Raw genomic sequence first — 19,880 nt, forward strand, 5'->3', positions numbered from 1 at the left:
AAACCGGACAAACGAAGTTGCCAATGACCGGACATTCCTAGTTGGCAAAAAGCGGACAATCTAAGTTGGTGTTGACAGAGAGATGCCGTCGCGGTGCTTGACGCGCTCTATGTGGAGCAGGCGCACCTGGTCGGCATGTCGCTAGGCGGCATGGTCGCCCAGGAAATCGCGATCCATCACCCCGAAAGGGTTTCCTCGCTCACGCTAATGTCAACGTCCGGCTACGCGGCAGACCCGCACCTCCCGAGCCTCTCATGGCGTTATCTCCTCACGTCAATCGTGCAGAGCTTGCCGAGCATGAAGTACCGCCTCATGGGAGGAGAGAAGAATCTCATCAAGGAACGAATCGCGAAAATGATCGCGGCTGGGATCGAAGTGGATGTACAAGAGACCGCGGAAGTCGTTGCATACGATCTGCGGGAGAGAAAAGGAATTAACCTCAAAGCCATATTGCAGCACCGGGCGGCGAGCGATGTCAGCGGCTCGCGCTACGAGAGTTTGAGAATGCTTGAGGTGCCGACGCTCGTCATTCACGGAACGGACGACAACATGTTTCCTGTCGATCACGGTGAAAGATTGGCCGAACTGATACCGGGCGCAGAAGCGCTGTGGCTCGATGGCGTGGGGCATGTGTTTCCGTACCCGAATATGGGTAGCATTAATGCAAGGATACTTTCTCATTTGGCAAAGTAAGGGAAAGAGCGATACAAAGTATCGCTTAGTGCAATCGTGCCCAACATCTGCCGTCGCGCCTAACCAGTTGCTGCACGCGGATAAATTACTCGCTATGCTCCTAATTTGCCGGTAAGCAAAAACGTTAAATCAGTAGTGGTACCGGAGCTGGGCCAGGAGCAATGCGTCATCCGTAACCTTGTAGACCATGCGGTGCTCGTCGTTAATCCGGCGGGACCAGTAGCCAGCGAAGCTGTGTTTGAGGGGTTCCGGTTTGCCGACGCCCTCGAACGGCTCTCGTTTCGTCTCCTTGATTAGCTTGTTGATTCGATTCAGGAGCTTTTTGTCGGTTTTCTGCCAGTACAGATAATCTTCCCAGGCGTTTTCGGAGAAGATGAGCTTCATTCAAGAAGTTCCTGTTCTTGGCCGCCGCCTTGCTCCAACTCGGCAACGGATTCCAACAAACGACGGGCGTTCTTTGGTGCGCGCAGGAGATATGAAGTCTCTTGCAACGCCTCGTAATCCTCAAGCGAGATCATTACCACGGATTGCGCTTTGCTCCGGGTGATGATCACCGGTGAATGGTCTTCACAGACCTGTTCCATAGTTTTTGCCAGGTTGGTTCTGGCGGCTGTGTAGCTGATGGCATCCATAACGGGGCTCCTGTACAACATGATGATCATGTACAGAATACCGTACCATTAAGGATTTAACAATCGGCTGCACCGCGACCAGCTTGCTTTGCGCTATCGACAAGAGCCCGCACCACCGGGGTGCCTTCATCTTCTCGGCGCCACACAGCGAACTCGCTCAGATAAAGATCAAGATCATCAACAGGCCGCCACAGCAACGAGACCTGTGAGGCTGGCTCCCAGAATTTTTCAGATACGAATGTAACGGCATCGCCAATCACGACGAGAGCCATGAGCGCCTCGAGGTCAAGCACCTCGGCAGCGACACGCAGTGTCACGCCGCGCAGCCTTGCAGCGGTGATGAGATCGGCATGCAGCCTCGGATAGAGCTGGCGCGGCTGGAGCAGGATATGCTCGTTTTCGATATCGGCCAGGTTCAGTGTTTTGTTCCTGGCGAGTGGGTGCTCTGGGGAAAGCAACAGGCCAAGCCGGTCACGGCTCATCTCGAGATGGCCCAGCGCATCATCGGTTGGCGCGTAGACGCCATAGCCGAAGTCGATCTTTCTGCTGCGCAGCGCCGCCCATTGTTCGATACTGCTCATGGGGCTGAGTTGCAGGCCAGCACCGGGTGTGCGCTTTCGGAAAGCTGCAATCAGCGACAGAAATGCACCCATAAAGGTGGTCCCTGTTTCAAAACCGATATGAACGCTGCCGAGCCGGCCCTGGGCAATACCTCGGGCCTCATCGACCGCGGTGTCCACGCTTGCCAGGATGTTCCGAGCCCGCTCGGCAAAGGCTTTCCCTGCAGCTGTCAGCCTGATACCGCGGCCCTCGGGGGCAAACAACTCTACGCCCATTTCGACCTGCATGTCGCGCATCTGCCTGCTCAGGGGCGGCTGCGAGACATGGAGGCGTTCGGAGGCACGCCGAAAGCTCTCCTCCTCGGCGATGGCGAGGAAATATCGTAATTGGCGAAGCTCCATGGACGCCTCAATGTTACCCAAAAGGTATCAATCTGTGCCGAATAATGTCTTGGACGTCGCGCTACGTCAAGCGTTCTAATGACGATGTAATCTCTCGGCTACAGCGTACCTCAGTCTTTCGCCTTCATGGTGGACGCGCCTCTCTTGCGAGGTCGATGCGCTTGTCACCGCCGACCTATTCCAAGGAGACGCGCCATGCAACCTTCCAGTAATACGACCGATAACGCCGCGCAACAGCCTGGTCGCGTGGTCTCATGGCTGCTCGAGCAAGCCACATGTGAGGCTGAAGTGCAGTACATTGAGGCTGTCGAGGGAAATCTCCGGCTCGTCACTTTTTCCAGCGATGACATCCGGGACATGGTTTGGTCGCCTGGGGATATGGTGCAGCTCATTCTTTTGGGTTCCACCTTGCTCGGTGAGTGGGAGCTTCGCTCCTATACGCCGTTCGCAGTCGACCCCGAGCAGGGCACGATGCAGATTCTTGCCGCCATTCACGGGCAAGCCCTCGGATCGGATTGGTTCGCCTCGGCACAAATAGGCACCCGATGCCGGTTCGTAAGTCCCAAGCACCCACTCTCCCTGAGTAAGCCCCAACGCCCTATGGTGTTCTTTGGCGACGAAACATCGTTCGGGACCGCCATCGCCACGCGACAGACCACGCAGGGCTATAACGGCGCAGAGTTCATATTTGAGGTTGGCTCAGAGGGTGATGCTCGTGCCGCGCTCAGCCGGTTTGGCCTGACCAACGCGCACTTTATTTCGCGCAACGCCGATGACAGCCATCTGGATGCACTTGAACGCTCCGTGCTCGAGGCATCTCACAGGGCGGTTCATGTCATCCTGACCGGAAAGGCGACCTCTATTCAACGGCTCAACAAGGCGTTGCGCTCGGCGGGCTTATCGAGGCGCCAATTGACAAATGTGCCTTACTGGTCCCCAGGAAAGAAGGGGCTGAAGGGGGTTTAGCCTCCATCGTTCAACTTCTCCTCACCCCGAATGCACCGGCCCCACCATATTCTCCGGGCGCAGTATGTCGGCCAGTTGGTCGGCATCCAGCAGTCCTTCCTCCTGTACCAGTTCCAGCACACCCACTCCGGTTTCCAGCGCCTGGCGGGCGATGCGGGTGGAGTTTTCATAGCCGATGTAGGGGTTCAGGGCGGTGATCAGGCCGATGGACTGGTCCACCCAGGCGCGGCATTGCTCCCGGTTGGCAACAATGCCGTCGATGCAGCGCAGGCGCAGCATGTCCATGGCGCGGCGCAGCAAGCGCATGGACTCGAAGATCTTGTAGGCGATCAGCGGTTCCATCACGTTGAGTTCCAGCTGGCCGTTTTCTGCCGCCATGGTGATGGCCAGGTCGTTGCCGATGATCTGGTAGGCGGTCTGGTTCACGGCTTCGGGAATCACCGGGTTGACCTTGCCGGGCATGATGGAGGAGCCCGGCTGCTGCGGCGGCAGGCGGATCTCGTTCAGGCCGGCGCGCGGGCCGCTGGAGAGCAGGCGCAGGTCGTTGCAGGTCTTGGAAAGCTTGACCGCCAGGCGCTTGGTCATGCCGGAGAACAGCACAAAGGCGCCCATGTCGGAGGTGGCCTCGATCAGGTCGCCGGCCAGGCGGATCGGGTGGCCGCAGACCTCGGACAAGTGCTTTACAGCCAGGTCGGCGTACCCAGGCGGGGCGTTCAGCCCGGTGCCGATGGCGGTGCCGCCCAGGTTCACTTCGCGCAGCAGGTCGAACATGCCGGCAATGCGTTCGATGTCCTCGCCCAGAGTAGTCGCGTAGGCGCCGAACTCCTGGCCCAGTGTCATGGGCACGGCATCCTGCAACTGGGTACGGCCCATCTTGATGACATCGGCGAACTCGTCCCGCTTGGCGGCCAGGCTGGCCTGCAGGGCGGCCAGACTTTCCACCAGCTCCTGGTGTGACAGCTGCAGGCCGACGCGGATGGCGGTGGGGTAGGCATCATTGGTGGACTGGGAGCAGTTCACATCATTGTTGGGGTGCAGGTGCTGGTAGGCGCCCTTGGCATGGCCCAGGTATTCCAGCCCGATGTTGGCAATGACCTCGTTGGCGTTCATGTTGGTGGAGGTGCCGGCACCCCCCTGAATCATGTCGACCACGAACTGGTCATGGAACTCGCCGTCGATGATGCGCCGGCAGGCATGCTGTATGGCCTCGTTGCGGCGCGGTTCGAGCAGGCCGAGGTCGGTGTTGGCCTGAGCGGCGGCCTGTTTCACCATGGCCAGGCCAATGATGAACTTGGGGAAGTGCGACAGCGGCACACCGGTCAGTTGGAAGTTGTTGACGGCACGCTGTGTCTGCACGCCATAGTAGGCCTGAGCGGGCACGGCGAGTTCGCCGAGAAGGTCTTTTTCCAGGCGGGTGCCCTGGTCTTCGGGGGTGTTGTGGGTAGTCATGGTCTCTGCATCGGGCGAGGTGGATGAAGTACCCCTAGTGTGCCTGCTGAACACCCGGTATGGAACTGCCGTGACCTGGGGATTGATCTATCCGGTTGGAGCCTGACGCACAAAAAAGGCGGCGCCCTCGCGGGCGCCGCCTTTTTGGAACATCAGCGCCGAAGCGCTGTGCTTAAGCCATGTTAGATAGCTTGAATGTTCTCTGCCTGCAGGCCTTTCTGGCCTTGCGTGACATTGAAGCTGACGGCCTGGCCTTCGGTCAGGGTTTTGAAGCCTGAACCGACGATGGCGCTGAAATGAGCAAACACGTCTGCACCAGACTCTTGCTCAATAAAACCGAAACCTTTTGCTTCGTTGAACCACTTAACTGTACCAGTAACTACTGACATAATCGTACCTTACAAATAAATTATTGACGGGCCATTCAGGCCGAATTGCTGGAAATTTTCTATTACTAAAAAGACGGGACGATTACGTGCTTCGGAGTTGCTAACTACTGGCAGGGGATCGAACAGGTTTTTACAATATAAATCAAACTTCCTAACGCGAAGCACTCTACAGCATAGGCAGACCCTGTCAATGTTTATATTTTGCCGGCCGCCGAAACAACACCCGCCATCGGCTGACCAACAGGGCACTGAAAATCAGGCCGCAGCCCAGCAGCTGAAAGGCGGTCATCTGTTGACCAAACCACAGCAGGGCCAGCAAGGACGCCCAGACCGGTTCCAGGGTCATGATCACGGCGGCATGGCTGGCGGTAGCCATGCCCTGCGCCTTTATCTGCAGCCAGAAGCGCAAGCAGGTGGCGATCAGCACGCTGGCCAGCAGCCAGCCCAGGATGTCGATCTCCGGCACTGTCGGTGCCGGCTCGAACACCGTGGCCAGCCCCAGGGCCACCAGCCCGGTCAGCGTCAGTTGCACCGCGGTCAGCGGCAGGGCGGGGATGCGGGACACAAAGCGGGTATTCAGGTTGAAATGCACCGAGAAGGCCAGCGCGGCCAGCAGGAAGAAGGCATCCGACGCTGACAGCGACAGCCCTTCTTCCAGCCGCAGAAACGCCAGCCCGACCAGCGCCACGGCAATCGCCACCCAGGTGCTGAGGCTGGTGCTGGCCCCGAACAGCAGTTTGCCGACGATGGGCACAAAGACCACGGCCAGGCTGGCAATGAAGGCCCCGATGCCCATGTTGTCTGCCAGCGCCAGACCCATGATCCAGCAGGACAGGGCCAGCCCCATGACCGCGCCGGTCAGCAGCGCATGGCGCCAGTCCTGCCGCGACAGCTGATGCAAGGCGCTCCAGCCGAACCCGACCAGAATGAAACCCGCCAGCAGAAACCGGGTACCGATAAAGAGCAGCGGCGTCATGCCGACCAGCGCTTCGGCGGAAAACACCCAGCCGAAGCCCGCAAACAGAGTCACCAGGATCAGCCAGACATCCGATTTCAGTGCGCTGTGGTGCATGGTTACTCCCTTGTGGTTGCGGCGGAGGGGCTGAGCTCGGAACACTTGCATTGTACAATATGCCATAGCTGGAAAAGGATTAATTCCAGTTGCCTTGGCCTGTATGCAGATAGATCGGAATTCGCGTGAGTAGACCCTAGTGCGAGGCCTGGAGTATTTCAGGACGGATCATGCAGTTGCCCATTTATTGACTTCACTGTTTAATATCCGAGAGAAGGTGCTTTGAACGATATTATTCTCAATAGAGAAAAGTTACAGGACTTAAGTAGTTTCTGCCGGTACTTGGAGGCTGCTCTTTAAGGACCGATAAATTACTATTTCTCTCATTGGAGCAACTCATACATTCTATTTGCTTGGGCCAAACGGAGAGCCTCAGACATTAGTGAGTTATATTTTTCGAGGTTGTAATGTCTAATGTTTTTAGCATAAAAATACATCGCCAACGCTTTCTGTTTTTCATAGCCTTTTGATGAGAAGAAATTAATAGCCCCCTCATATAGTTCCTCGCCAAGGCCTACATCACCGAGCTTGATTTTTGACATTCCGCAAGTGGCTAAATAGACTGCTTTATCAGCATCGGTACCATCAATGCATTTTCGTTTCAGGATTTCTAGATGTAAGCCTAAGTCGCTATAGTCTTCAAGCATTAGCTTGGCTACTACTAGATTATTTAGTTCCCCAAATCCCATATGCGTTAGAGGAATACGTCCCACTGACGTTTCTACTACAAAATTAGGGTCTTCCAACGACAGCATGCTTATGTATCCGGCGTCTACCAAAGGGGCATCTGTAAATGGCTGAAATCTATATAGATCTAGCAGTTTGTCCCTGCATAGTTTAAACTCCATTTTTTTATATAGCATGTTTACATCGGCTTCTATAGATAATTTTTCGACAACCGGATATCCTCCAACTTCAAATCCATATTTATACTGGAGCCATGCATACTGAGAGTTTACGTTTTCTGAAGGCCGGGACAGAGCATCGTTAAAATATTTTTTTGCCTTCTTTACGCTTCCGCTCTTGAACTCAATTGACCCTAGTGCCGCATTCAAATCAGAAGCATATATAGGATCTCCAGTGTAACCATCTAATACCTTCCTGGCTTTTCTTACAGTAATGTCAGGTATGTCAAAAGCACTAGATATCGATAAAGACGCCGAACACAATGAAGGATCAATTTCTAGAAAACCACTTTTTCTCAAAACCCATAGAGCGTGCTCAGGCTCTCGGTCGTGAACTAAAAAACGCGAGTACGCTTTCGCAACATAACTACTATTTTTACCAAGGTTCCAAGCTACGATTAATGCCTTTCTCGCCTTTTCAACTTCTCCCAGTACAGTGTAATAGAATGCGAGGTCAACCCATAATATAGAGCTTTGGGGGACCGTATTAACCAATCTCCTTAACTCTTTTATTTTTATTTTGGCATAATTTAAATTTAGGTTGTCTATGTGGAAAGGTGGGTCACCATTTTTGGAAACTAGTTCCTTCGTTTCAGGAGGAAGTTCATCATAATGGCGTAGCAGGAAGTCCAGGGCCTCTTTATATTTTATGTCATCAAACCGTGCCCTAGTGAAAAGAGCTACAAATAGATCAGTGGCACTATAGATGTTCTTTTCAGTAGACCACCGTGCTTTCAAATCATAAACCCAGATGTCATCTATATTTTTAGAGCTCTTTTCCCTTTTCACTCCTGGATATTGAAGTCTATAGAAGTTAGATGACTCATGCCATCTCGGAATGAGCTGCCTATTATCCATTAAGACAACGTTAGTCGACATTTAAGACACCCCCTGAACTTTACATAGCCTGATAACTGTGTTTAACTTTCCTGCATACCTTCTTGCTAGAACCTTTGGTGGAATAAATTTTCTGGAGTTAGAACATCTCAAATTAATATCTGGGTGGCACATCTCACTAACAATATTTTCGAGTTCTTGGGCGATATCAAACCCCAAGCACTCCTCACTCTGCATCTTGAAGCGACGCAATAATTTGGCAAACCCCGATGCATGAATTTCCACCGAGCTAGTATAGTCAGAGCTAAGTACGTCGGGCGAAATATATGTCGATTCATTTATTGTTGCGACTGATATTCCTACTCCCATTATTTTGTGGTAGATCAAGCTCCCAATACTATGCATGTCAGATAATATTCTGAAGCTAAATTCATCTACAACATGACGGTGTCGTATTTCTATTGGGGCATATGTCATATCCCCTGCATATTCAAAATTATTGAAAGGCGACATCCCGTTTTCGTCAATGACTCTACCTAGATCCGCTACTTTGGTTGTGTTGTCTTCATAAAAATTCAGTACATTCGATGGCTTTATATCCTGATGAGCTATTCCGGCTCTATGTAGCTGCTCAGCTGCTATACAGACATGTTTTACAGATCTAAAGAAATCAATCCAGTTTGTACCCTCTCTCTCTATATATCTTGTTCTAAAGTCTGAGTCAGCAAGCTCAAAAACTATGAAAAAAACACGATTTAATGGTGGGCTATATTTCTTGCTAGTAATCTCTCCAGAGCTCAATGGTGTTACAATCTTTGTCATGTTCTCTTCCTTGCAAAGATATAATATATTCCTTTCAAACAAGTACTCACCTATCAAGCCTTGAATATCCTGAAGATCTTTTTGCATTACACTTTTCAAGTCCATTGCTTTTAAGAATGCTTTCCGTCCATCTTCATTTATTACTATGTATTGTGTGCAAAAGTTACCACCAGTAGAGCTCTTTTGGCTGATTTTTTCTGTTATATGCCATCCGCATTCTGTGGTTTCCCCAGTGAGGCTTGTTGAAGGCATGCGGTGTCTCCTATATGGCCATTTGCATTTGTTCCAGTTTTGATCACTAGAATTGACATGTCAATTTATACGATCCATCGGATGAGCTGAGTCGCAGTTGTGCCAGCAAACTGCTCATTCAGGGGGCCATCATTTTGACAAAGTAAGAATCCGATTCAAGCAGCCGTTGTTTGGGAGTGTGAGTAGTTCACCTGGTTTGATGTCTGACTTTCAAAGCTTTGCTTTTCCCTGCCTAAGCCTGCCATAGAGTTCATCAAGTAGCCTTACACGAGATAGCACAGCTGAACAGGAACTGGCCGACATCTTCGCTGCCCACCACGCTCCCCTAGGTGTTGGCAGCGCAGGATCTGCTCCACGATACTTCGGCCGAGATGTGCAGGCAGCCGCTTCACCCAGTCAGTGCAAATACTTCGCCACCCCGGTAAAATCGGGGCTTCGTCTTTTACTCGGCCCCGGAAATTTGCCATGAAGCTGCTGCAGGAAATGATTCACCCCGAACTGACTGGCCTCGAAGGACGAGTGCTTCGGCGGCACGCTGCCCGTGGCATCGTGCTCAGGAAGGACCGGATCCTGCTGCTGTTTACCGAGCGCTACAATGATTTCAGCCTGCCCGGTGGCGGGATTGACGAGGGTGAAGAAATGACTGCCGCCCTGCAGCGTGAACTGGAAGAAGAGACGGGCGCGCGTGAGGTTGAGGTCAGACAGCATTACGGCTTCATCGAGGAGTACCGCCCGCACTGGAAGCCGGAATACGACCTGATGCACATGACCTCGCATTTCTTCGTGTGTGATGTTGCTCCGGAGCTGGCAGACGCCCGCATGGAAAGCTACGAGGTTGCCAACGGCATGAACCCCCTCTGGGTGCCAATCGCCGAGGCCATCAGCCACAACCGGCAGGTGATGGCGCGCCAGGAGAAAACCATGGGTCAGTCCATTCAGCGGGAGACCTTCATGCTGGAGAAAATTGACCGGGAGCTGGTGGTTCAGAATGTGCAGGAGGCTGGATGAAAGTCAGAACGGCGCTGGGCGTCTTGATGCTGGGCCATGCAGCGATTGTGGCTTTCCAGTTGGTGCTGAGCTTCAGTGACCTCCAGGAATCTGCGGCTGCCTTTGCGGCGCCGGATGACCCCTCCCGGGTAATGGCCATGCTTGTCGCCATTAATCTTCTGATCGCCTTTTCAGCGGCCGTCCTCGGCACCTATCTCATACGAGCCGGAGAACCCAGGCTGATGGTTGTTGTGCCCCTTGCGATAGCGGCGGCGATGTTTGGCAGCTATGCGCTGGTGCTCGGTGTTGTCGCCATCGGTGTGTGTCTTGTGGAGCGATATCGGTCCAAATAATACGGCTCAGCCGCTTTCTGTACTGGCGGAGGACATACAGCAGTTTGTACGCCAGCACCTGGCCGCCTACGAAGCCCCGCGCGAGGTCGAGTTTGTCGAAGAATTGCCTCTCACCACCACCGGCAAGGTGATGCGGCGGGTGCTGCGGGAGCAGGAGCGGCGCTCACAGTAACAGGGAGATTCAGCAACCCAATGAGGCGTGCTTGAGAAGGCTTTGCCGGTAACCGGTAAAGTCGGTATCGAAGGCTTCTCCGGCGCGCTCCCATTCCTCGATGACACGGATGACGCAGCGCTCGATGGTGGCGCATTTGTTCAGTATCACATCATCGGTCATAGATGTGACCTTGTCAGCCCGGTTTGTAACCGGGTGGGGTCTGCCTCTGGTGTGTTATCGGTTCACGCCACCGGTTTCAGGTTCGGACTCGTGATCAGATGTTCCTGTCTGTGCCTGCCGCTCCGCCCGATCCAGAAGAACCGGGCCGCTGCCGGATGCTGCCAGGGTGTCGTCCGGGTTGTAGAGCGGACATTTGCTCATACTCAGGCAGCCGCAGCCAATGCAGCCGGTCAGGTTGTCACGCAGTGATTGCAGATAGGCAATGCGACCATCCAGCTTGCGCCCCCACTGCTCTGACAGTTGCTGCCAGTCTTCAACTGTCGGGGCGCGGTTGTCCGGCAGGGACCGGAACGCCTGTTTGACCTCCTCCAGACTGACGCCCACTTTCTGGGCGGCCTTGATGACTGAAATCCGCCTTATTACTTCCGGTTGATATCGACGCTGATTGCCGGCATTCCGCCAACTGCGGATCAGCCCCTGTTTTTCGTAAAAGTGCAGGGTGCTGACCCTGATACCACAGCGTTTGGCGACGTCCCCGACACTCCACCTGGCCTCCGTCATTGCATGCTCCTTGAATTTTCGGTCATTTTTTTCAAAAAAATACTTTACCTCAACCTCCATTGAGGTTCTAACCTGTGCCCTGAATTGATGCAAGAGGACATTTTATGTACCTGGAACACGTTAATCTGGTGGTTGCCGATATCGATGCCATGCTGGACTTTTACGGCGCTGCATTCCCGCATTGGCGGGTACGCGATGAGGGCCGAGGCGAGTGGTACGGCAAGCCGCGCAAGTGGGTACACTTTGGGGATGATGATTATTATCTGGCGTTGAACGATAACGGCGAAGGGTCCAACCGTGATCTGTCGGGCCACAGCGTCGGCCTGGCTCATTTTGCCTTTGTGACCAACAACCTTGAGGCCGTTGTCGCCAGGTTGAACAGGGCAGGTTATGCCATTTCGGCACCCGGCGCTGAAGAGCCGTATCGGCAGAATGTCTACTTCATCGACCCGGCCGGCTTTGAAGTGGAGTTTGTCGAGTATCTGAGTGACATCCCGGCTGAACGCAATCTGAACCGGGATGCTCAGTAGCCGGCAGGGCAGCAGGGGCAGGATACATTGCAGCAAATGGGCCTTGATTCTGCGGGGCCAGGCCACTGATACTGGCAAGAACCTGTTGACCTAAATCCGATCCGGCCAGGAAACCATCACCATGACTCAGTCCGACCAGAACGACATCGCCACACTGGATATCCAGATCGTCGCCGACGTGGTCTGCCCCTGGTGTGTTATCGGCTCACGCCATCTGTTGCTGGCGCTGGAGGATCTGCGCGACGAGCTCCGGGCCGATATCACCTGGCAGCCGTTCCAGCTCAATCCCCATATCGCGGCGGAAGGCGAGAACCTCAGCGAGCACATCATGCGCAAGTATGGCTCCGGCCCCGAGGACAACCAGGCCATGCGCGACCGCCTGACCGAAATGGGTCGGGCGGCCGGTTTCCGGTTCAATTTCACGCCGGAGAGTCGCACCTACAATTCCTTTGATGCTCACCGGGCGATTCACTGGGCCGGGGTTCAGGGCCGGCAGCACGACTTCGTGGAGCAGCTGTTTCAGGCCTACTTCACCGAGAACCGCAACCCCAGTGCGCTGGAGACGCTGACCGATGCGGCGGTCGCGCTGGGGCTGGATACCGCAGAGCTGGAAGCCGTGATCAACGGCGACCAGTACCGCCAGGAGGTGGAGCAGGCACTGGCGGCCAGCCAGGCCAGGGGCATCAGCGGAGTGCCTACCTTCATCATCAATCAGAAGTATGCCATGACCGGCGGCCAGCCCGTGGATGTGTTCAAACGCACATTGCGGCAGGTGGTGAAGGAATAAGGTAGCGAACAATTCACAGGTGGTTGCCTTTGCGTTCCGCAGGCAGCGGGGTCGTCAGCAGTCTGGCTATGACCTGAGCACTGCGGGGCAACCGCTGCGTTTGCAGCCTGGGTTGGCTTCGTCCAGCGTCACAGCCTTCTCCATTGTAAAAGGAGACGCTCAGGTCAGCCAGCTCAGGTACCCGTTGACGCTGCCGTTGCGCGCATCTGCAGCCGGATGGCGGCTGGGTGCATCCGATTTCAGTGTCTTCACCAGGCGCTGGCTGACTTCCTTTTCCTGACCGGGTTGCAGGTTGCAGGGGTCGAGCTGAAAGTAGCCGTGTTCTATCTCGTGATCCCGCACAATGATTTTCGGTTCGTCAGCCGCGAGGGCAGTGACGGCCTGGGCGGCAGTCCAGCCGGTGGTGTCCGAGTCGATATCGACCTGCAGCCGGTACAGCGGGTTGCCGGTCGGGTCGGGCACAATGCTCGCCCTGATGCCGGGCGCGTCGGCCAGAGCATTTTGCCACAGCTCGAGGCACTGGTATTCATGCTGCAATACCGCCTTGTGGTCCCGCTGCAGCCAGGCCTGCATGGCCGCCATGGCGCCCATAATGCTTTCCTTGCCGATCTTCATGCCCCGACCAATACCCAGGTTCTGCAGGTAGGCGGCTTTTACCAGGTCTTTCCGGCCGGCAATGATGCCCGCAGTCGGGCCGCCGAGGAATTTGTGCCCGGAATAGATCACGATATCCGCCCCGGCGGCCAGAAAACCCGTCAGGTCATATTCGGACGCCGCATCCACAATCACCGGTATATCCCGGGCGTGGCACAACTCGACAAAACGGGATAGCGGGCACTGGCCGTAATGCACCACATGATGCGATACCACATAGAGGGCAGCCACGGTGTTTTCCGAGATGGCGCTGGAGATCTGATAATCACAGCAACTGGTGGACTGCCCGACGGATTTCACCTCGGCCCCGGCCAGGGTGATGGCCTGCGCAATGGGGGCGCCATAACCACACAGGTGGCCGGCCTGCACGATGACCTCGTTCTTCATGCCGTCTGCGGCGGGCAGTGCTTCCACCTTGCCGGGGTTCAGGCCGGTCATGCAGCCGGCGACAGAGAGCGAAATGCCGGCGCTGGCGGAGGCGGTCAGGCAGCCCGCTTCGGCCTGGGTGAGCTGGGCAATCAGTTCGCTGGCCCGAGCCTGGGCTTCGTGCATGGACACGAAGTGCTGCATGGCTTCGGCGGTGGCCTCGGCGATGGCCGACTGGGTGATGATGGAAGCGCCCAGTCCGGTCATGGTGCCTGATACATTGATCAGGGGCGTGAATGAATGTTTTGCATACCAGGCGTAATCATAATCCGACATATTTGGAGGCTCGCTGTGTTGATTTGATGAACATGCATTGGACGCAACGGGTGTTCTTGCGGTTCTCTGGCGGAGTGCTATTCTGGCGCGATGAACGAACGTGACCTGGCAACACCATCAAACCTGTCTCCCCCCAAAACAAGACAACGTCAAACCGGGCTGGATAGATCTCTGCAAATACTGGATGCGCTGGTAGATTCCCAGCGGCCCATGACAGCCTATCAGATAGCGGCGACAGTGGGCGCGCCCAATTCGACGATATACCGAACGGTTGAAGAGATGCTGCAGCGCGGCATGTTGTCGCGTTCGGAAAACAAGGAAGTCTGGCTGGGGCCCCGGCTTATGCGCTATGGCCTGCTGTATCAGTCCAAACTCGATTTCTTCACTGAGGCGCGCCGCGAAATGGAACGCCTGAGTGAAAAAACCTCGGAGACGGTACAGATCTGCGGCCGCGATGAAGGCATGATGGTGGTCATGGCCATGTGCGAGAGCAATGGCCACTTTCGAGTGACCTCCCATGTGGGTACGCGCGTCCCGCTCAACTGGACAGCCTCGGGCAAGTTGCTGCTGGGGCATTACCCTGAAAGTGAGGCCAGAAAACTCTTTGCCGAATATGCGCGCCCGTCTCCGACCGGGCGCGCGGAAACAGACCCTGAAAAACTGGCACAGCAATCCTGTGCTGCGTTTAAGCAGGGCTATTCCATTCAGCGTTCGGATTCCGAGTTTTCCGTTGCCTGTATTGCTGCCCCTATACGCAATGCCAAAGGCGAATGCAATGCGACTATTTCCATTGTATTGCCCGATACACAGGTGGAGCAAAAAGGCTCTCACCTGATCAAGGTTGTGCAGGCGGCGGCAAGGGAAATAGAAGCGCGTATAGGTTATTGAGTGCGTCATGACATTCTGCGTTATTTCAGGGTGAACATACCTTCGATTTCAACGGTGATATTGTTCGGCAGTGAGGCGACACCAAAAGACGTCCGCCCGTGGATGCCCTTTTCTTCGAAAATCTCGACCATCAGATTCGATATGCCGTCAATCACATAGGGGTGGTGCTGGAAATCGGGCGTGGCATTGATCAGGCCGGTCAGTTTCAGCACACGGTCAACCTTGTCCAGGCCGCCCAAGGTCGCATTGAGCACCCCCAGAATATTGATGCCCACCAGGCGGGCATGCGCTCTGGCCGTCTCACGTGAGATATCCTGCCCCACCTTGCCTTTTTCCAGCTCGCCTTCGGCATTGATGGGCCCCTGACCGGACACCCAGACCACACCATCATGTATGACGGTGTTGGCAAAGCAACCGATGGGGGATGCAGGTTCGGGCAGTACTATACCTGCCTTGTTCAGTCTTTCTTCTATAGACAACAACTGGGCCATGAATTTTCCTTAGTTTGAGATATTGAGCCTGTCCAGACTCATTTTCGACATCGTATTGATATACCCATCAGTCGTAGCGAATGCGCGGATCGATGATGGCGTAGAGCAGATCGGTCAGCAGGTTGATGACAATGATCATGCCGGCGGTCAGCAGCAGGATGCCCTGTATCATGGGGTAGTCCCGACGCATGACCGAGTCCACCACCAGGCGCCCGATGCCGGGCAGGTTGAACACCACCTCGACCACGGCCGAGCCGGCGGCCAGAGAGCCAATGGCCAGACCGATCACGGTGACGATGGGATTCAGTGCATTGCCGAAAGCATGCTTGCCGAGAACAACAGGCGTCCGCAGGCCCTTGGCTCGGGCCGTCTGCACATAGTCCTGACGCATCACCTCCAGCATGCTCGACCGGGTCATCCGGGCCACCAGGGCGGCCTGTGAATACCCGAGCGTGATGGCGGGCAGCAGCAGGCTGCGAAAGCCGGTCCAGAAACTGGTCGGGTCATACCCCTGTGCGGGCATTACGCCCAGTGTTATGGCAAACAGCAGCACCAGCAGCATGCCGAGCCAGAAGTTCGGCATGGACATCCCGATCAGGGCGAAGACGGTGCTGAACTTGTCGACCAGCCCATTGGGCCGCAGCGCCGACAGCAGGCCCACCGGAATGCCCACTACCAGAGCAATGACAAGGGAAAAGAACGCCAGCCACAAGGTCACCGGCAGGGCATCAAGGAAGCCTGTCAGCACCGGACGGTTCTGGTGGAAAGAAATGCCGAGATTGCCCTGCAGCACTTCGCCGAGCCAGAACCCGAAGCGCTGAATGACGGGCTGATCCAGCCCCAGTTGGGTGCGCACCCGTTCTATTTCCTGCGGCGGCGCATCAGCCGAGACGTAGAACATCGCCGGATCACCCGGCGACAGCTGCACCAGAAAGAAGGTGATGATGCCGACGATGAGGACGATCGGAAGGGTGCCCAGCAGGCGGCGCAGGATAAAGGCGGTCATGGTCGTTTCCTTGTCGGAATTGAACACCCGAAGGAGAGCTCTCCTTCGGGTGTGACAGGTTTACTCTTCGCGCCAGATGTTCCAGAAAGACGCGGTACTGTCATCGGTGGCGATGTTGCGGAGGTTGGAATTCGCCCCCACGATGAAGAAGACATCACCCGTCCAGAGCTCGTTGTTGAACTCCGCATGCAGTTCGTAGAATTCCTCTGCTGCGGCAGCACGAGCTTCCTGACCTTCGGTGTTGAGCGCGCGTTCAAGCACGTCATGCCAGCCATCCGGCAGGTTGGGCCACGGGTTGCCGTTGCGGTCCACACCGCTGGCATCCAGGTAGCGCAGCCCGACGAGTGAACCGCCGCCCGCGCCCTTGATTTCCCAGCTGCTCAGGTTCTGGCGCACTGAACCGAAGGTGGCGCCATCCAGGCTTTCCATGCGCACGTTCAGGCCCAGATCACGCAGGTACTGGTCCATCGCCGGGGCTTTTTCCCAGCCGGTCGCGCCGCCGGGGACGACCAGAAAGCGGATCGGCTCGTTCTGATAACCGGACTCGTCAACCAACTGTTGGGCCAGATCCATGTCCTGCGGGAAGTGATGCGACTGGTCGATCCAGGGCCATTGTGGTTCCTGGAAGCGCGGCGTGTTGTTGGCGCGCCAGTAGTCCGAGGGGCCGAAACCGGCCATCAGTTCCTCGGTGTCCAGGCCCGCCCGCACAGCGTCACGCAGCAGCGGGTAGTCAGCAAAGGGCCCCTCTGCCACATTGAACTTGAAGTAGACCCGGGCGCCGGGACTGGTCGGTACCACCTGAGTGTGGTTTGCATTGATCAGACGGTCGGCTTCATCACCCGGTACCTGAATGGCCAGGTCGATTTCCCCGGCCAGCAGGGCTGCGACCCGTGTGGACGGATCGGAGATATGGGTATATGTCACCTGGTCGAAATAGGCACAGCGTGCGCCGGCGTTGTAGCTCGCTTCACCCTCATGCATGGTGTAGTCATCGAACCGACGCAGGGTGGTCCGGCCTTCGGGGACGATCGTGTGCACCTTGTAGGGGCCGGTGCCGACAACCTGTTCAGCCCGGTCAGCTCGAGTGGTACCCAGTTCGCGGGCGATGTTGGCCGGCATGATGGCCCAGGCGCCCGACATGGCGGAGATCGACTCCAGCAAGGCCCCATAGGGATTGGACAGGTGTATGGCCACGGTGCGGTCATCAATGGCTTCTACCCGGTCAATGTCTTCCAGTTCGAACCGGCGTGCCCCGACTTCGCTGTAGCGTTCCCAGGACGCGACAACATCCTCGGCAACCAGTTCCTGGCCGTTGTGGAAGCGCACACCCTCGCGCAGTTCGAAGGTCCAGGTCAGACCGTCGTCACTGGTCTCCCATGAGGTGGCCAGGGCGGGCTGTGGCACCAGGTTGGCGTCCAGCGCTACCAGTTGCTCGTAAACGGCGTTGCGGGGTGCGGTCGGCTCACTGGTAATGGCCATGTGGTCCAGCGTGACCAGAGATAGCGGGCCGGCGATGCTCAGCTCGCCGCCGTATACACCCTCGCAGGTGGCAGCCTGTGCCGCCCCGGCCAGGGCCAGTGTGCCCAGCAGCACGCTGAGCCTGTTGATACCGAAGTCTCTCGTGTTCATGTTGTTCTCCTTGGTTGTCCGCAATGGCGGTGTTCTTGTTGTTGTCGTGCATGGATTTATCCGTGGCAGGCCACGGTGTTGTTACGCCTGTGCAGAAACGGTCTGCATCACCTCGTCGGCATACCAGCAGCGCGCGGCCCGGTCCGGACCAAGCGTCTGCAGGGGCGGGTCTTCGGAGCGGCATTTGTCCGTGGCCATACTGCAGCGCGGTGCGAACTTGCACCCCTGCACATCACCCAGATCAGCCAGTGTCGGCACCAGCCCGGGGATGGCCACCAACTGACCCTGGTGTGTGGCCAGGTTCGGCGTGGACTGGATCAGGCCCCTGGTGTAAGGGTGCGCAGGTTGAGCAAACAGAGTTCGGACCGGCGCTTCTTCCACCACGCGGCCGGCATACATCACGATGACGCGGTCGGCCATTTCGGCGACGACCCCCAGGTCATGGGTAATAAGCAGGAGTGCCGTGCCCATTTGGGAGCACAGGTTTCGCATCAGTTCCAGAATCTGCGCCTGAATGGTCACGTCGAGCGCAGTTGTCGGCTCGTCCGCAATCAGCAGGCGCGGATTGGACAGCAGCGCCATGGCGATCATCACCCGCTGGCGCATGCCGCCACTCAGCTGATGCGGATAGGCGCGCAGGCGGCCTTCCGGGTCGGGAATGCCGACCTTCTGCAGCATGTCGAGCACCTGCGCCCGGGCCTCCTTGCGCCGTTGGGGGTGGTGGCGATGAAGCACTTCCGCCAGTTGCTTTTCCACGGTCATGATCGGATTCAGGGCGGTCAGCGGCTCCTGGAAGATCATGGCTGCGCGGTTTCCGCGGATGTCTTCGATCTCGCTCTGTGAGCGGGTCATCAGGTCGTCGCCTTCCAGGTAGATGTGGCCGCCCACAATTTGCCCGGGCGGCGAGATCAGCCGCAGCAGCGATTGTGCGGTGACGCTCTTGCCACAGCCGGACTCGCCCACCAGGGCCACGGTTTCACCTTCTCCGATCGAGAAGCTGACGCCATCGACGGCCTTGAGTGCGGGGCCCCTGGACATGAAGCGGGTCTGCAGGTTGTCGACGGCCAGCACCGTGCGTCTTGTCTGGTCCTGCTTCTGTTGCGAGGAATCGGTCATCGTCCGGCCTCCATGCGGGGATCGAGCTTGTCGCGCAGGCCATCGCCCATGATGTTGAGCCCCAGCACGGAAATCATGATGAAGAGGCCGGGGAAGGTGGTCATCCACCAAGCGTTGTGCAGGTAGGCACGCCCGTCGGAAAGGATGTTGCCCCAGCTCGGCTGTGGCGGTGGTGTGCCGGCCCCGATATAACTCAGGCCGGCTTCGGCAATGATGGCCAGGGCCAGAATGAAGGTGGCCTGGACCATCAGCGGTGCCATCACATTGGGCAGTATGTAGCGTTTGATGATGAGCCAGTCGCCCAGCCCGATGGCGCGGGCGGATTCGACAAAGGTTTCTTCGCGCACGCTGAGCACCTTGCCGCGCACAACACGGGCCGTGTGCGGAATGAAGCTGACTGTCAGGGCGATGACCACGTTCTGTATGCTGGCGCCCAGGGCCGCCACGATGGCAATGGCCAGCAGGATGGAAGGGAAGGACATCAGCGCGTCCATGAACCGCATCAGGGGGCCGTCCAGGCGGCGGAAGTAACCTGAAACAAGACCGATGAAGGTACCGATTACCGTGGTGAGGATGACCACCGCCATGCCGACCACGACCGAGACCCGGGCGCCATGGACAATTCGGCTGTAGATGTCGCGGCCGTTGTTGTCCGTGCCCAGCCAGTTGTCGGCGCTCGGTGGCATGAGCCGCATCGACATCTGGACGCGCAGCGGATCATGGGTAGCCAGCAGGGGTGCAGCTGCCGCGATGAACACGATCAGCAGGACCAGCCCGCCACCGAACAGGATGCGTCCGTTCAGCGGCGCTATCCAGGCGAACGAGGCCCAGGCGCGCGAGCCAGCGAGGCGAGACATTGCTTC

Annotated in this window: 23 protein-coding genes and 1 pseudogene; 8 read left to right on the forward strand and 16 right to left on the reverse strand. The window is 56.6% G+C overall.

Annotated features, from left to right (window positions below):
• Positions 1-90 precede the first annotated feature (90 nt).
• Positions 91-693: pseudogene (locus E4656_RS00005) on the forward strand (alpha/beta fold hydrolase); the annotation flags it as partial.
• A gap of 129 nt (positions 694-822) precedes the next feature.
• Here E4656_RS00005 and E4656_RS00010 read toward each other — a convergent pair.
• Genes E4656_RS00010 through E4656_RS00020 form a run of 3 tightly spaced genes read right to left on the reverse strand, consistent with a single transcriptional unit; the run spans position 823 to position 2,287 of the window.
• Positions 823-1,077 (reverse strand): Txe/YoeB family addiction module toxin, encoded by a 255-nt coding sequence (locus E4656_RS00010; RefSeq protein ID WP_135480032.1) that lies wholly within the window; start codon positions 1,075-1,077, stop codon positions 823-825.
• Positions 1,074-1,325, reverse strand: coding sequence for a type II toxin-antitoxin system Phd/YefM family antitoxin (locus E4656_RS00015; protein WP_135480034.1), 252 nt, complete (start codon positions 1,323-1,325; stop codon positions 1,074-1,076). The genes E4656_RS00010 and E4656_RS00015 overlap by 4 nt, the downstream gene beginning before the upstream one ends.
• A gap of 56 nt (positions 1,326-1,381) precedes the next feature.
• The gene (locus tag E4656_RS00020) at positions 1,382-2,287 is read right to left on the reverse strand and encodes a LysR family transcriptional regulator (protein ID WP_135480036.1); all 906 of its coding nucleotides are present in this window, start codon (positions 2,285-2,287) and stop codon (positions 1,382-1,384) included.
• A gap of 195 nt (positions 2,288-2,482) precedes the next feature.
• On the opposite strand from E4656_RS00020, the gene E4656_RS00025 reads away from it, so the two are divergent.
• A complete protein-coding gene (locus tag E4656_RS00025; RefSeq protein ID WP_167855859.1) occupies positions 2,483-3,253 on the forward strand; it encodes a siderophore-interacting protein in 771 nt (256 codons plus the stop codon).
• A 21-nt stretch (positions 3,254-3,274) separates the two neighbouring features.
• Here E4656_RS00025 and E4656_RS00030 read toward each other — a convergent pair whose 3' ends face one another.
• The 5 genes from E4656_RS00030 to E4656_RS00050 form a co-directional block, all read right to left on the reverse strand.
• A complete protein-coding gene (locus E4656_RS00030) occupies positions 3,275-4,702 on the reverse strand; it encodes an aspartate ammonia-lyase (protein ID WP_135480039.1) in 1,428 nt (475 codons plus the stop codon).
• Between the two features lie 182 nt (positions 4,703-4,884).
• Positions 4,885-5,091 carry a cold-shock protein gene (locus tag E4656_RS00035; protein ID WP_135480041.1) on the reverse strand — a complete coding sequence of 69 codons (207 nt, stop codon included), beginning with the start codon at positions 5,089-5,091 and terminating at the stop codon, positions 4,885-4,887.
• A gap of 187 nt (positions 5,092-5,278) precedes the next feature.
• The gene (locus E4656_RS00040) at positions 5,279-6,163 is read right to left on the reverse strand and encodes a DMT family transporter (protein ID WP_135480043.1); all 885 of its coding nucleotides are present in this window, start codon (positions 6,161-6,163) and stop codon (positions 5,279-5,281) included.
• A 323-nt stretch (positions 6,164-6,486) separates the two neighbouring features.
• Positions 6,487-7,947 carry a tetratricopeptide repeat protein gene (locus tag E4656_RS00045; RefSeq protein ID WP_135480045.1) on the reverse strand — a complete coding sequence of 487 codons (1,461 nt, stop codon included), beginning with the start codon at positions 7,945-7,947 and terminating at the stop codon, positions 6,487-6,489.
• Entirely contained in the window at positions 7,948-8,979 is a 1,032-nt protein-coding gene (locus E4656_RS00050) for a protein kinase domain-containing protein (protein WP_135480047.1), read from the reverse strand.
• Positions 8,980-9,444: 465 nt separating this feature from the next.
• Here E4656_RS00050 and E4656_RS00055 point away from each other — a divergent pair, with 465 nt between their 5' ends.
• Genes E4656_RS00055 through E4656_RS00065 form a run of 3 tightly spaced genes read left to right on the forward strand, consistent with a single transcriptional unit; the run spans position 9,445 to position 10,491 of the window.
• Entirely contained in the window at positions 9,445-9,987 is a 543-nt protein-coding gene (locus E4656_RS00055; protein WP_135480049.1) for an NUDIX hydrolase, read from the forward strand.
• Positions 9,984-10,319 (forward strand): hypothetical protein, encoded by a 336-nt coding sequence (locus E4656_RS00060; protein WP_135480051.1) that lies wholly within the window; start codon positions 9,984-9,986, stop codon positions 10,317-10,319. Before E4656_RS00055 ends, E4656_RS00060 begins: the two co-directional genes overlap by 4 nt.
• Positions 10,294-10,491, forward strand: a complete 198-nt coding sequence (locus tag E4656_RS00065) for an AMP-binding enzyme (RefSeq protein WP_205849054.1) — start codon at positions 10,294-10,296, stop codon at positions 10,489-10,491. The genes E4656_RS00060 and E4656_RS00065 overlap by 26 nt, the downstream gene beginning before the upstream one ends.
• A 9-nt stretch (positions 10,492-10,500) precedes the next feature.
• Here E4656_RS00065 and E4656_RS20160 read toward each other — a convergent pair whose 3' ends face one another.
• A complete protein-coding gene (locus tag E4656_RS20160) occupies positions 10,501-10,653 on the reverse strand; it encodes a hypothetical protein (protein ID WP_167855860.1) in 153 nt (50 codons plus the stop codon).
• Between the two features lie 54 nt (positions 10,654-10,707).
• The gene (gene soxR, locus E4656_RS00070) at positions 10,708-11,214 is read right to left on the reverse strand and encodes a redox-sensitive transcriptional activator SoxR (protein ID WP_135480054.1); all 507 of its coding nucleotides are present in this window, start codon (positions 11,212-11,214) and stop codon (positions 10,708-10,710) included.
• 104 nt (positions 11,215-11,318) lie between these two features.
• Here soxR and E4656_RS00075 point away from each other — a divergent pair, with 104 nt between their 5' ends.
• Positions 11,319-11,744, forward strand: coding sequence for a VOC family protein (locus tag E4656_RS00075; RefSeq protein WP_135480056.1), 426 nt, complete (start codon positions 11,319-11,321; stop codon positions 11,742-11,744).
• A gap of 121 nt (positions 11,745-11,865) precedes the next feature.
• Complete coding sequence (locus E4656_RS00080) at positions 11,866-12,531, forward strand: DsbA family oxidoreductase (protein ID WP_135480058.1); 666 nt, start codon at positions 11,866-11,868, stop codon at positions 12,529-12,531.
• Between the two features lie 159 nt (positions 12,532-12,690).
• Here E4656_RS00080 and E4656_RS00085 read toward each other — a convergent pair whose 3' ends face one another.
• Positions 12,691-13,887 carry an aminotransferase class V-fold PLP-dependent enzyme gene (locus E4656_RS00085; protein ID WP_135480060.1) on the reverse strand — a complete coding sequence of 399 codons (1,197 nt, stop codon included), beginning with the start codon at positions 13,885-13,887 and terminating at the stop codon, positions 12,691-12,693.
• Between the two features lie 90 nt (positions 13,888-13,977).
• Here E4656_RS00085 and E4656_RS00090 point away from each other — a divergent pair, with 90 nt between their 5' ends.
• Positions 13,978-14,775 carry an IclR family transcriptional regulator gene (locus E4656_RS00090; RefSeq protein WP_135480062.1) on the forward strand — a complete coding sequence of 266 codons (798 nt, stop codon included), beginning with the start codon at positions 13,978-13,980 and terminating at the stop codon, positions 14,773-14,775.
• 20 nt (positions 14,776-14,795) lie between these two features.
• Here E4656_RS00090 and E4656_RS00095 read toward each other — a convergent pair whose 3' ends face one another.
• The 5 genes from E4656_RS00095 to E4656_RS00115 form a co-directional block, all read right to left on the reverse strand.
• On the reverse strand, positions 14,796-15,266 hold the full coding sequence (locus tag E4656_RS00095; protein ID WP_135480064.1) for a RidA family protein: 471 nt from the start codon (positions 15,264-15,266) through the stop codon (positions 14,796-14,798).
• Between the two features lie 67 nt (positions 15,267-15,333).
• Positions 15,334-16,272 carry an ABC transporter permease gene (locus E4656_RS00100; RefSeq protein ID WP_135480066.1) on the reverse strand — a complete coding sequence of 313 codons (939 nt, stop codon included), beginning with the start codon at positions 16,270-16,272 and terminating at the stop codon, positions 15,334-15,336.
• 60 nt (positions 16,273-16,332) lie between these two features.
• Positions 16,333-17,901, reverse strand: a complete 1,569-nt coding sequence (locus E4656_RS00105; protein ID WP_135480067.1) for an ABC transporter substrate-binding protein — start codon at positions 17,899-17,901, stop codon at positions 16,333-16,335.
• Between the two features lie 81 nt (positions 17,902-17,982).
• Positions 17,983-19,017, reverse strand: coding sequence for an ABC transporter ATP-binding protein (locus E4656_RS00110; protein ID WP_135480069.1), 1,035 nt, complete (start codon positions 19,015-19,017; stop codon positions 17,983-17,985).
• On the reverse strand, positions 19,014-19,874 hold the full coding sequence (locus E4656_RS00115) for an ABC transporter permease (RefSeq protein WP_135480071.1): 861 nt from the start codon (positions 19,872-19,874) through the stop codon (positions 19,014-19,016). Before E4656_RS00115 ends, E4656_RS00110 begins: the two co-directional genes overlap by 4 nt.
• Positions 19,875-19,880: the final 6 nt, after the last annotated feature.

Origin of the sequence: Natronospirillum operosum (assembly GCF_004768465.1) — a bacterium.
Taxonomy (GTDB): domain Bacteria; phylum Pseudomonadota; class Gammaproteobacteria; order Pseudomonadales; family Natronospirillaceae; genus Natronospirillum; species Natronospirillum operosum.